This is a genomic window from Pannonibacter carbonis (assembly GCF_003012935.1).
GTDB classification, from domain to species: Bacteria; Pseudomonadota; Alphaproteobacteria; order Rhizobiales; family Stappiaceae; genus Pannonibacter; species Pannonibacter carbonis.
The window spans coordinates 78,879-91,616 of sequence record NZ_PUDR01000016.1; the positions used below are offsets into that span (position 1 = coordinate 78,879).

At 63.2% G+C, this 12,738-nt stretch carries 10 protein-coding genes; 4 read left to right on the forward strand and 6 right to left on the reverse strand.

Annotated features, from left to right (window positions below):
* The first annotated feature begins 148 nt into the window (after nt 1-148).
* Nucleotides 149-1,432 carry a hemolysin family protein gene (locus tag C8348_RS18940; RefSeq protein ID WP_106754867.1) on the forward strand — a complete coding sequence of 428 codons (1,284 nt, stop codon included), beginning with the start codon at nt 149-151 and terminating at the stop codon, nt 1,430-1,432.
* Between the two features lie 170 nt (nt 1,433-1,602).
* On the forward strand, nt 1,603-3,066 hold the full coding sequence (locus C8348_RS18945; protein WP_106754868.1) for a methyl-accepting chemotaxis protein: 1,464 nt from the start codon (nt 1,603-1,605) through the stop codon (nt 3,064-3,066).
* 96 nt (nt 3,067-3,162) lie between these two features.
* On the opposite strand, the gene cydX is transcribed toward C8348_RS18945, so the two are convergent.
* The 5 genes from cydX to cydD all read right to left on the reverse strand — a co-directional run bounded on the left by cydX (nt 3,163) and on the right by cydD (nt 9,686).
* A complete protein-coding gene (gene cydX / locus C8348_RS18950; protein WP_106754869.1) occupies nt 3,163-3,273 on the reverse strand; it encodes a cytochrome bd-I oxidase subunit CydX in 111 nt (36 codons plus the stop codon).
* A 12-nt stretch (nt 3,274-3,285) separates the two neighbouring features.
* Nucleotides 3,286-4,440 (reverse strand): cytochrome d ubiquinol oxidase subunit II, encoded by a 1,155-nt coding sequence (cydB, locus tag C8348_RS18955; RefSeq protein WP_106754870.1) that lies wholly within the window; start codon nt 4,438-4,440, stop codon nt 3,286-3,288.
* 4 nt (nt 4,441-4,444) lie between these two features.
* Nucleotides 4,445-6,025 carry a cytochrome ubiquinol oxidase subunit I gene (locus C8348_RS18960; protein WP_106754871.1) on the reverse strand — a complete coding sequence of 527 codons (1,581 nt, stop codon included), beginning with the start codon at nt 6,023-6,025 and terminating at the stop codon, nt 4,445-4,447.
* A gap of 170 nt (nt 6,026-6,195) precedes the next feature.
* Nucleotides 6,196-7,884 (reverse strand): thiol reductant ABC exporter subunit CydC, encoded by a 1,689-nt coding sequence (gene cydC / locus C8348_RS18965; protein WP_106754872.1) that lies wholly within the window; start codon nt 7,882-7,884, stop codon nt 6,196-6,198.
* Nucleotides 7,881-9,686: a thiol reductant ABC exporter subunit CydD gene (cydD, locus tag C8348_RS18970; protein ID WP_106754873.1), complete on the reverse strand. Its 1,806-nt coding sequence runs from the start codon at nt 9,684-9,686 to the stop codon at nt 7,881-7,883. Before cydD ends, cydC begins: the two co-directional genes overlap by 4 nt.
* Nucleotides 9,687-9,910: 224 nt before the next feature.
* Between cydD and C8348_RS18975 the strand changes: the two genes are divergently transcribed.
* Nucleotides 9,911-10,213, forward strand: coding sequence for a hypothetical protein (locus C8348_RS18975; protein WP_106754874.1), 303 nt, complete (start codon nt 9,911-9,913; stop codon nt 10,211-10,213).
* A 211-nt stretch (nt 10,214-10,424) separates the two neighbouring features.
* Nucleotides 10,425-11,648, forward strand: coding sequence for a DUF4214 domain-containing protein (locus C8348_RS18980; RefSeq protein WP_198647142.1), 1,224 nt, complete (start codon nt 10,425-10,427; stop codon nt 11,646-11,648).
* 979 nt (nt 11,649-12,627) lie between these two features.
* Here C8348_RS18980 and C8348_RS22635 read toward each other — a convergent pair.
* Nucleotides 12,628-12,735, reverse strand: a complete 108-nt coding sequence (locus C8348_RS22635; protein ID WP_482811895.1) for a hypothetical protein — start codon at nt 12,733-12,735, stop codon at nt 12,628-12,630.
* Between the last annotated feature and the right edge of the window lie 3 nt (nt 12,736-12,738).

Consider the following 12,738-nt stretch of genomic DNA (forward strand, 5'->3'; position numbering starts at 1 on the left):
AAATCCTTCCGCGCCACCAGCGGCTTGCCCGCCCACCTGCTCTAGGCCGCCGGAGCACGCAGGCCGGAGCACGCTGGGATGACTCGGACCGCCATTGCCGCTATCACAGGCGGCGAAGGCAGATCCCTGCCGCAGCCCTCTGGACACCATGGCCCTCGAACTTCTGATTGTCGTTCTCCTCACCCTGCTCAACGGCCTTCTGGCCATGTCGGAACTGGCGGTCGTCTCCTCCCGTCCGGCGCGCCTGAGGGTCGCGGCTGAGGCAGGATCGCGCGGGGCGGCAACGGCCCTGCGGCTGCAGGAGGATCCTGGCCGGTTCCTGTCCTCGGTGCAGATCGGCATCACCCTGGTCGGCGTCCTGTCCGGCGCCTTCTCCGGCGCGACGCTCGGCGAGCGCCTGTCAGCCTTCCTGCTCACGCAAGGGGTGAGCGAGCCGCTGGCGGACGGGTTCGGCGTCGGCGTCGTCGTCGTTGCCATCACCTATCTGTCGCTGATCATCGGCGAGCTGGTGCCCAAACAGGTGGCCCTGCGCAATCCGGAGGGCGTCGCGGCGCGTGTTGCCCCCCTGATGCTGCTGATCTCGCGCATCGCCGCGCCGCTGGTGTTCCTGCTCGATATATCCGGCAAGGCCGTCCTGTCGCTCCTCGGCCAGAGCGGGGCCAGCGAGGAAAAGGTCACCGAGGAAGAGGTCAAGACCATCATCGCCGAGGCCGAAAGCGCCGGCGTGCTGGAAAGCGCGGAGCGTGACATGATCTCCGGCGTCATGCGCTTTGCCGACCGCACGGCGCGCGCGCTGATGACCCCGCGCCGCGAGGTCGAGATCATCGACCTGTCCGATCCCCATGATGTCCTACGCGCCCAGATCCGGGAAACCCGGCGCACCCGCCTGCCGGTTCAGGATGGCGAGGCGGACGACATCATCGGTGCCTTGCGCGTGCGCGATGTCATCGAGGCCTATGCCGAAAGCAACGAGCCGGACCTCCGCGCCCTCGTCCGCCCGGCCCCGGTCGTCATCGACAGTGCCCGTGCCCTGGACGTGCTCAAGGCCCTGCGCGCCGCCACGCTGCACATGGCACTGGTGTTTGACGAATATGGCCACTTCGAAGGCATCATTTCCTCCGGCGATATCCTGGAGACCATCACCGGCGTGTTCCAGGACGAGGACAGCAACGACGAACCGCTGTTCGTCCAACGCGCCGACGGATCGTGGCTGGTCGCCGGCTGGATGCAGGTTGACGAAGCCGCCGACAAGCTCGGCCTGCCGGTCGACAAGGATCCCGACTTCGAAACGGTCGCAGGACTGGTTCTCAGCGAACTGAACCACCTGCCGGTCGTCGGCGAGGTGTTCGATTATCGCGGCTGGCGCATCGAAGTCGTCGACCTCGACGGCCGCCGCATCGACAAGCTGCTGATGAGCCGGCTGGTGGACTGAAAGTCTCTTGCGACTTCTCCGAGCTTTTTTGCTTTTTTTTGAACATATGCAGCGATTGGGTCGAATACCGGCTGAATCCCGCCTATTGCAGAACCCATTTTTAATTCACTTGGATCAATAAATTCCGCAACGTCGCGACGCATGGCCGACGCTGACCCACGGAGACATGGATGTTCTTCAAGAAGAACCCGGGCAACCCCAAGCTAGAAGCAATTTGCAGATCGCAAGCTGTCATCGAGTTTAGACCCGACGGCACAATCATCGCGGCAAATGAAAATTTCTTACGCTTGATGGGGTACAGTCTAGCTGAAATTGTTGGGCGCCATCACGGTATATTCGTTGATCCGGACGAGGCCCGCACCGCCGATTATCGGAAATTCTGGGTCAGTCTTACCGAAGGTAAGCACGTTTCGCAGGAATTCTTGCGCCGCACCAAGAGCGGGCAGGAAGTCTGGATTCAGGCATCCTATAACCCGGTTCTTGGCAAGGATGGCAAGGTCGAAAGCGTCATCAAGGTCGCAAGTGACATCACTGAGGCCAAGCTGCGGGCGATCAACGACGCCGCCAAGATCGACGCCATCAATCGCTCAGGCGCAGTCATCGAATTCGAGCCCGACGGTACGATTATCACCGCCAACCAGAATTTTCTCACCGCCCTCGGCTACCAGCTATCCGATATTGTCGGTAAGCATCACCGGATGTTTGTCGATCCTGCGGACCAGAATTCCGATAGCTATCGGCGGTTCTGGGCCGAACTGGGCAGCGGGCAGTTCAAGTCTGGCGAATTCAGACGCATCGGGCGCAGTGGCAACAGCGTCTACATCGTCGCGACCTACAATCCGGTATTCGATCTGAAGGGGAAAGCGATCAAGATCATCAAGATCGCATCGGATCAGACCAGCCAGATTGTCCGCCGGCTGGAGGGCGAGAAGCTCAACAACGAGTTGCTTGATGTTGCCGAAAGGCTGGAAGAAACGACCGTTCGCGTGAACGAAGTCAAGGCCGCCTCGGATAACACCAGCGACAATGTGCAGACTGTCGCCGCAGCAGCTGAGGAACTGGTCGCGTCGATTTCCGAGATCAGTCGCCAGGTAAATCAGGCCAGCAGTGTTTCATCGCAAGCCGCTGCGGAGGCGGCTCAATCCCGATCCATCGTCGCGGGGCTTGCTGCCAATTCGCAGAAAATCGGGGAAGTCCTTGAACTGATCGAGACAATTGCAAATCAGACGAACCTGCTTGCACTGAATGCGACAATCGAGGCGGCGCGTGCCGGGGACGCAGGCAAGGGCTTTGCGGTCGTGGCCGCCGAGGTCAAGAGCCTCGCCTCCCAGACTGCGAAGGCAACCGAGGACATTGCTGCCCAGATCGCATCGGTTCAGTCCTCCGCAGACACGGCAGGCGCTGCCATTGGCTCGATCCTTGGTACAATCGAGACAATTCGCGAAATCTCGTCCACGATTGCCTCATCCGTAGAGCAGCAGTCTGCAGTCACCCGCGAGATCTCCGGCAACATGCAAACAGCGTCAGGTGCCGTCCAGATGATCAGTTCGTCCATCCGCGACATTGCAGCCTCCACGGACAGCGTTGCCAAGGCCACTGCCCGCGTTCGGGAAAAGTCGATCAGCCTCGGCTGATCTGTCGGTCGCCCGGCCCAGGTCCGGCCGCTATAAGATACAAAGCCCCGGACGGCTTGCCGTCCGGGGCTTTGTGTTCATCAATCAACACTTGCCTCAGCGCTGCTTCAGCTTGGCGTCGTCCTCGCGCATCTCCAACCACATGGCGTTGAGAATGGCGAGGCAGCAGGCCAGCGGCATGCCGAGGATCCAGGCGAAATACCACATTGTCTTGTCTCCTCAGTAATGCGAGCCGTCGCGGTTGACGCTCTCTTCGCTGACCTTGCCCCACAGCACCTTGTAGACATAGGCGGTGTAGGCCAGGATCAGCGGCAGGAAGATCACCGTCACCACCAGCATGTTGAACAGGGTCGAGTGGCTCGACGGCGAGTCCCACACCGTCAGGCTCGCTTCCGGCTGGATCGAGCTTGGCAGGATGATGGGGAACATCGACACGCCGACGGTCGAGATGATGCCGACCACGGAGAGTTTCGAGGCAAGGAACGTCAGCGCTTCCATCCGCGTGTTGAGCCCGATCAAGGCCCCCAGCGCACCGATGAACCCCAGCGCCGGGAACACCAGCAGCAGGGGATGGGCGCTGTAGTTGATCAGCCAGGACCCGGCTTCCTTCACCGTCGTCTTGGCCAGCGGATTGGCCTGCATCTCCGGATCGATCACCGAGGTGATGCGATAGCCTTCAACAAAGCCGGACCACAGGGCGAGGCCGCCCAGCGCGAACAACCCGATGACCGCAATGGCGGCAAACGAGCCGTAGCGCCGGCCGCGCGTTGCCACGATGCCTTCCGTACGCAGAGCCAGCCACGCGCCGCCATGCATCACCAGCATCGCCACCGACAAGAGCCCGCAGAGCAGGGCAAAGGGCGTGAACAGCTCGAAGAACGAGCCTTCATAGGCAATGCGCAGGTCACGGTTCAGCGTGAAGGGAACACCGGTCAGGGTGTTGCCGACGGCAACGCCGAACACCAGCGCCGGGACAAAGGAACCGGTGAACAGCGCCCAGTCCCAGCGGTTGCGCCAGGTCGGGTCCGGGTTCTTGTCGCGGTACTTGAAGGCGACCGGCCGCAGGATGAGCGCGGCGAGCGCCACGAACATCGCCAGATAGAAGCCGGAGAAGCTGACCGCATAGAGCGCCGGCCAGGCGGCGAAGATCGCGCCGCCGCCGAGGATCAGCCAGACCTGGTTGCCTTCCCAGGTCGGGGCAACGGAGGCAATCGCCACCCGCCGTTCGGTGTCAGTGCGACCGACAATGGGCAGCAGCGAGCCGACGCCCATGTCAAAGCCGTCGGTGACGGCAAAGCCGATCAGCAGCACGCCAAGGAGCGCCCACCAGATCATCTTCAGGATCGAATAGTCGATGAGTTCATGGAGGATCATGGCTTTACTCCGCAGCGATGGCGAAAGGACGCTGGGCAAGGCCCGGCTCGGGCTGCGGCTGTTCTTCCGGCCCCTTGACGATGGCCTTGAGCATCAGCTTCACCTCGATGACCAGGAGCGTGCTGTAGAGCGCGATGAAGCCGGCCATGGTCAGGAGAACTTCCGTAACGGTGAGGTTCGACACCGCCGCCGAGGTCGGCAGCATGCTTTCGATGATCCAGGGCTGGCGGCCATATTCGGCCACGAACCAGCCCATCTCGCAGGCAAGCCACGGCAGCGGGATCGACCAGACTGCAATATGCAGAAGCCAGCGCTGCTTCTGCCGCACCTGTTCCAGCTTGCCGGCGGAGGTGAGGTAGAAGAATACCCCCGTCAGCAGGATGAAGAAGAAGCCGCAGGCCACCATGATGCGGAAGGCATAGAACATCGGCCAAACTTCCGGCACGGTCGACCAGGCCGCCTCGTCGATCTGCGCTTCCGTCGCTTCCGTCGGTTTTGCCGAATAAGGCAGCAGCAGGTAGCCATAGCCTAGATCGGCGGCATGCGCCTTGAACAGCGCCCGCTTCTCCGGCGTATCCTCACCGCCGCGAATGTCCTGCAGCGTCTGCCACGCAATTGCGCCGGAGCGGATGCGCTCCTTCGACTGCTCCACCAGTTCCTTGATGCCCGGGATCACCGTGTCGAGCGAGCGGGTGGCGATCAGGCCCATGACATAGGGCACTTCAATCGCAAACAGGTTCTCGCGCTTCACCTGATCGGGGATCGCGACAATATTGAAGGCGGCAGGAGCCGGCTCGGTCTCCCACATCGCCTCGATGGTGGCGAGTTTCATCTTCTGGTTCAGGTTGGCCTCATAGCCGCTTTCATCGCCGAGCACGACGACGGAAAGAGCCGAGGCAAAGCCGAAGGCGGCAGCCACTGCCATGGAGCGGCGGGCGATGTCGAGATGACGGCCTTTCAGCATGTACCAGGCCGAAATGCCGAGCACGAACATCGAGGCGGTGACATAGCCGGCCGAGACGGTGTGCACGAACTTGGCCTGCGCCACCGGATTGAACAGCACGTCAAAGAAGCTCGTCACTTCCATGCGCATGGTGTCGATGTTGAACTCGGCCCCGATGGGATGCTGCATCCAGCCATTGGCGATGAGGATCCACAGCGCGGAGAAGTTCGTCGCGATCGCCACGGCCCAGGTCGCCATCAGATGCGCACGGGCGCTCATCCGGTCCCAGCCGAAGAAGAACAGGCCGACGAAGGTCGCCTCCATGAAGAAGGCCATCAACCCCTCGATGGCCAGCGGCGCACCGAAGACGTCGCCGACATACTGGCTGAAATAGCTCCAGTTCATGCCGAACTGGAATTCCATGGTCAGGCCGGTCGACACGCCCAGCACGAAATTGATGCCGAACAGCACGCCCCAGAACTTGACCATGCGCTTCCACACTTCACGGCCGGTCATCACATAGACCGTTTCCATGACTGCGAGCAGAACCGAAAGACCGAGGGTCAGAGGGACAAAAAGAAAATGATACAGCGCGGTCATCGCGAACTGCAGTCGCGATAGATCCACTACGTTGAGTTCCATGGCAAATCTCCTGCCGTGAGAGCCTGGCTCGCGGACAGTCACACCTGCCCGCGCCGTCCGCCTTTGACCCCATGCGGATGACTGGAGCTTACTATCGTTTCCTGAAAGTTTTTATTCTGTTTCCAAACAGAATGCGCGACCGATGCCCGCGCGGCAGCAACGCACAGGCGTCATGCTGTCGCAGGCTCTGCCAGCCGCACGATCCGGTCCGCAATGGCCAGTTCCCGGGCGCGGTGAGAGATCAGCAACAGGCTCGCGCCCGCATCGCGGAACACGGCAAGAGCGGAGAGCACACCGGCGGCTGTCGCATCGTCGAGCCCCTCGGTCACCTCGTCCAGCAGCACCACGTCAGGCCGCGTCAGCAGCGCCCGCGCCAGCGTCAGCCGCCGGGCCTCGCCGCCGGAGAGCCCGACCCCGCCTTCGCCGAGCAGGCTGCCCAGTCCCTCGGGCCGCGCGGCAATCGTGTCGGCCAGCCCAACCGCCTCCAGCGCCGCCCACATCGCCTCCGGGCTTGCCTCCGGCACAGCCAGGCGCAGGTTGGCGGCAATCGCGTCGTTAAACAGCACCGGCTTCTGCGAAATCACCGCAAGCCGCTGCCGCAGCACCGCTTCCGGGATCCCGGACAGATCGCACCCGCCGAGCCGGATCGTTCCCGCATCCGGCCGCACCAGCCGCGCCGCCAGCGCCAGCACCGTCGACTTGCCGCAGCCGCTGGGGCCAACGAGGCACACCGTCTCGCCGCGCGCCAGCGTGAGATCGAAGCCTTGAAGCACGGCCCGCTGCGCGCCGGGGTAGGCAAACGTCACCCCGCTCAGTTCCAGCGCCGGTGCCTCGGGCAAAGGCTCGCCAGGGATTGGTGCGCCGTGCGAACCGGAGGCCCCTGCCCCGGCTTCGCCCCCCTTTTCCGCAAGCGGCATCACCCGCGCGGCTGCCCGCTGCGTCCGCGTCCAGCCGGCAAGACCCGGCAAGAGGCTCGCGAGCGTCTCCGTCAGGCCGAGACCGACCAGCAGCAGCCCCGTCACCAGCGCGGCCGACAAGGTCCCTCCGGAGACTTGAGGCGCCAGCAGCACCAGCCCGAACGCCACCAGCAGCTGGCCTGTGCTCATCACCAGGGCCTCGGCAAGGCTCGCGCTGCGCTCCAGCGGCCGTTCGGCCTCAGACCGCCGCAAGCCGGCCTGCCGGATGCCGTCGACGGCCTCGTCCAGCCCGCCATAGATCGCCAGATCCCGACGCCCGGCGACAAAATCGGCGCTGCGCATCCGCATCGCCTCTTCCGCCGCCTCCATCCGCCGCGCCGCCTGCGCCAGCTTGCGCTGCGACAGCAGACCAGCGGCCACAGCCACCAGCAGCAGTCCCGACGCCAGCGGCACCAGCGCAAGCGGCGCAATCAGCACCGCCGCGACACCGGCCAGCAGCGTCACGACGCCCGTCACGAAGGCAGGCACCACCAGCCGCAGATAGGCCCGGTCGAGCTGATCGATGTCCAGCGTCAGCCGCGCCAGGCGCAGGCCGCTGCGGCTTTGCCCCGCCGTTGCCGGACGGCTCGCGGCGAAGCCGGCGAACACGGCCCCGCGCAGCCGCGCCAGGAAGCGGAAGGTCGCGTCATGGGTCAGCATGCGCTCGCCATAGCGCCCGGCCGTGCGGCCAATTGCCAGCCCCCGGATCAGCGCGCTCGGCGTGAAATAATTGATCAGGAGCCCGGCCGCCCCCGCGACAGCCGACGCGGTGATGAACCATCCGGCGACGCCCAAGAGCAACAGGCCCGTGATCGCCGGAACCAGCGCAATCGCCAGCCCCAGCACAAAGGCTCCCCGCTGTTCGGCGAACTGGCGGCGGATGAGAGCGCGCAGCGGGCTCATGCGACGCCCTCCGTCTCGCGCTGCGGCTGCTGCGCGATGTCCAGCCGCAGCCCGCTCAGCGCCAGCACATTCGGGTCGTGGCTGGCGATGATGCTGGTGCGCCCGGCCGACAGCCGTTCCAGCCCGGCGATCACCACAGCCGCCGTCTCGTCATCGAGGCCCGCTGTCGGTTCATCGGCGATCAGCAGCAGGGGCTCGCGCCTCAGCGCCGCGCGGGCCAGCGCAATGCGCCGGGCTTCGCCGACGGACAGGCCAAATCCATCCTCGCCCAGCCGCGTCGCCAGCCCCATCGGCATCTGCTCGACCAGCGCGCGCGCGCCGGCCAGCTCCAGCGCGGCCCACATCTCGGCCTCGCTCGCATCCCGCTCAGCCCGTGCCAGATTGGAGCGGACCGAACCGAAGAACAGGCGCGGCTCCTGCGACAGGAAGGCAAGGCGGCTGCGCCATTGGGGAAGGTTCAGTTCGGCAAGATCGCGGCCATCGATCAGGATCGCCCCGCCATCAACCGGCCGCAGCCCGGTCAGCGCATCGATCAGCGTCGACTTTCCCGCCCCGCTCGGCCCGGCGACCAGCAGTCTGTGGCCGGCTGGCAGCTCGAGGTTCAACCGGCTGATGACCGCGCGCCCGCCGGGGCAAAGCGTCAGATCGCGGAAGGTGAGCGCTGGTGACGCCGTCGGCAGTGACGCCGCCGCTGTCACCGCCGCAACCGGCGTTGCGCTTGCGGCCAGCGGCAGCTCCAGCAGCACCTTTGCTGCAGCCTCCGCATTGGCCTTGTCGTGATAGGCAGCGGCAAAGGCGCGCAAGGGCGAGAAGAACTCCGGCGCCAGCAGCAGCACGAACAGCCCGGTGAAAAGGTCCATCGGCGTGCCCCAGGTGCCGCCGCTCACCTGCCCCAGCAGCGAGAAGCCGACATAGACCGCGACAAAGGCAATGCCCAGCGCGCTGAAAAGTTCCAGCACCGTCGAGGACAGGAAGGCGATCTTCAGCACCTTCATCGTCGCCACGCGAAACCGGTCCCCGGCCTCGGCCACAGCCTTGTCCGTGCGCTCCAGCGCCCCGATCAGCCGCAGCGTGTCGAGCCCGCGCAACCGGTCGAGGAGGAAAGCGCTCATCCGGGCCAGTTCCCCGTGCTGCCCGTCGGCTGCCGCCTTTGCGCGCATGCCGATCAGCGCCATGAACACGGGGATCAGCGGCCCGGCCACAAGCAGAATGACCGCAACCATCCAGTTGGCGATGAAGGCTGCCAGCAGGATGCCAAGCGGCACCAGCGTCAAGCGCGGGCGCAGCGGCAGGAACCGGCGCACATAGGGCCCAATGGCTTCCACCTGATCGGCAATGGCCGCCGCGACCGCACCAGCGCCCGGCAGTGCCGCCGAGGGCGCCGCAGCGGCCAGCACGCGGAGCAGCCTGTCGCGCAGGTCCGTCTTCACGCGCTCGGCCGCCGCCGTCGCCAGACGGCTCGCCAGCAGCGTCAGCATCAGGCGCAGGATCGCGATCAGCGCAATCAGGCTCGCCGCCACCGCCGGCAGCGCGAACAGGCTTTGCGCGGATGCGCCCGCCATCGCCTGCATGTCTCCAGTCGCCAGACCGGCAATGGCCAGCGCAAGCAGATAGGCTTGGGTGATCCAGAGAAGATCTGCCAGCGCGGCGATCCGGCCGGCGCGGGCAATGCGCGCCTTTTCGCCGGCAACGACGTCAGCCAGCAGGCGCAAATGCGCTTTGCCGGCGGCTGTCCCCTCTGCCGCGGCGTCTCCGCCTGTCGTCTTGTCTGCGTTGCGAGCCGTCCGTCCGTCCCTTCGCAAGGATTCCTGTCCTTCGAGCCACCCCTTTCCTTCCGGTTACATGCGCCAGCCGGTCCTGACAATGACGAATGCGCTCGCCGATTGTCGCATGGCACTCAGCGCTGCTGACGGAAGGGTGTCAGGAGCCCCCTGCTAGAGGGTTCCTCACTCCGGCGCCGATGCCGGGGCTCGATCACGACAGGGCGGCCCAGGCGGGCCGTCCCCATCCAGACAGGAGCTACAACATGTCCGATACATCCATCGAACTGGTCGTCTTCAAGGTGGCTGACGTCGCCACCGCCCGGCTTGCACGAACCGCTGCCCAGGATCTCGTGCGCAGCTATCCGGGCTTTGTCTCCTGGACGGCGCTGGAAGGCGTCGAGGAGACTGGCCTGTTCTGCGACTTCGTGGTCTGGGCGGATCTGGACAGCGCCAAGGCCGCAGCCGCCAAGGTCATGGAAGATCCCGGTTTTGCCGCCTACATGGCGTCGATCAATGCAGTCGTCAGCATGTCGCACTATTCGGTCTGGCGCCGGATGGCCGCCTGAGCGGAGATCTCCGGCCCCGTCGCCGTTTGACACCCGGCGACGGGGCCTGTACTGAATTTCCTGTCGGGGCATCGACACAAGCGGTAGGGAAATTCCGCTCAGAAGTTTAAAACCAATGCCCACAGTCTATTTTTCGGACTCGAACAAAATCCTCTGGCGCCATGAATCTGGCGCCAATGCTCCAGTGAGAATCGGCCAGTTGTCTACGGCAATGACCGATCTTGCGGTCGGCCCGGACGGGACCCTGTACGGGATAGACATTTTCTCGCTCTACCGCATCGACACCACGGATGCCTCCACCTTCCGCATGAAGCTCCATAATGTACCGGGGGCAAATGCGTTGGTGATTGATCCGCTGGGCGTTGCCTATGCGGCCTCCACCGTCATGGAGACGCTCTATCGGTTCAACCTGGATCGCATCGGTGACCGGGTACTGATCGGCAAGAGCAAGAATGCCGCCGGTGACCTCGCCTTCCACAAGGGCGAGCTGCTGATGTCGGCCGACAACGACGACATCTATGTCATCAATCCGGCCAATGGTGCCGCCACGCTGAAGCTGCGCACCAACATCAAGGACATCTGGGGCCTGGACAGCGACGGAGAGACGCTGTTCGCCTATGCCGGCAATGACGTTTACCAGCTCAAGTCCGGAGCCACGGCTTTCGAGAAGATCGCCGATTTCGAACTCAATGGCGTTGGCAAGATCATGGGCGCGGCCAGCACCGGCTATGGCAACAATGGTGCCGTTCAGCGGGGTACGGACGGAGCCGAATCCTTTATCGGCACGGACAAGGATGATTACCAGTTCGGCCTCGGCGGGAATGATACTCTGAATGGTGCCGGCGGCAACGACTGGCTCAACGGCGGCAGCGGCTTTGACACGGCGCTCTATGCCAGCAACCGGGGCAATGTTGTCGTCGACAACAAGGGCGGTGGCATCTTCACGATCACCACCAAGATCGAAGGCACCGACACGCTGCAGGACATCGAGCGGATCACGCTCAACGACGGCACCATCGCCCTCGACCTCGATGGCGCTGCCGGCCAGACCTATCGGCTGTATCAGGCCGCCTTCAAGCGGACGCCCGACGACGCGGGTCTTGCTCACAACGTCAAGCTGATGGACCAGGGCCTGTCGATCTTCGACATGGCCAATGCCTTCATCGCCAGCCAGGAGTTCCGCAACACCTATGGCGAGAATGTGAACAACACGCAGTTCATCAGCCTCCTGTACCAGAACGTGCTGAACCGCGCGCCCGACGCCGCCGGCCTCGCCGGCTGGCTTTCCCGCATGGATGGCGGCACCACCCGCAAGGAAGTCCTCTTCGGCTTCTCCGAGAGCGGCGAGAACAAGGCCCTCGTCGGCCAGGCCATCGAAGACGGTATCTGGCTCGTCGGACAGAAAAGCGACGTCATCATCCAGGCGGATTTCTGATCCCGTCCCCCGCACAGCCTCTCAGCCCCCCTCCCCCTCGTGGGGAGGGGATTGGGGGTGGGGGGCGACGCTCGGCCCATTCTCGGTCCAAGGCAACCTTTTCCCTTGAAACAAAAAGACGCGAGCTCTACTTTCTCAAGGCGCATAAAGAGCGTTTAAGGCTAGGTTTAACTGTGAATCGACTAGCTTTTGCGGATGGTGAGCTTTGCAGGAAGCTCATTTGCAGGACACTTCGGGTGGTTTCCGAATCCCGCGAGCGCTAAGGAAACGCTGCTACTGCAACGACTTCAAAAGACGGCCGTATCTCTAGGCCGTCTTTTGGGTCTCCTGGGTAGGACGTAGCGATCGCCGACGAGCTATTGCGATGGCGGAGTTAGGCTGAAAGCCTATTGATCATGTTGATTCAACACAGAAAGCTAGACTTCAAGCATTTAATCAACGGGTTTTGAGCATTAAGAACCACGAAAAGCGCTATGATACAAGCAAGATTTTATCGTTATTTAAAGTATATCTAGACTTGTAAATAGTTAATCTATAGTTTTAGGACGATGGGAACATTTTTCCCCAGAGGTTTACACCATCCGCCCAATCCTGAAGCCACGCTGCTAGGGGCATTTCTGTAGAGCGAATGGCAAGTGTTGGCGAAGTGCCATCCTCCCATTGGTTTGGGTCCCACGTCATGACCACCGCCTCTTCGCTCGTACAGTCAATGCAAGAGTAAATGGCGCCTCCCCAATGGCATACTGGGAGCAAACCATGCGGCCAGTTCCAAGTCGGATGTTTCGGATAAGATTGGGCAAAAATTTTGTACAGCCCGACTGCGGTTTCTCCCATGTCATCCGTTGCGCCCCCCACGAGTCCCAGCAACCCATACCCTGGGCCGAAGCCTCCATTCCCAATTTCTTGAAGAAGTTGGACGTAAAGAGTGGATGGCTCAAATCCGATTTCACGAATGGTTTCGGAGTAAGCGGTGTGCCGGTCACACCTCTGCAGCGAAGTTCCATGGAAGCAGTTCAACGACCTTACCCTGCTGATGGCCGTTGGCGACGGCACTGAGGGTTGAGCTCAGCCAAGCGTGAGGATCCACAGC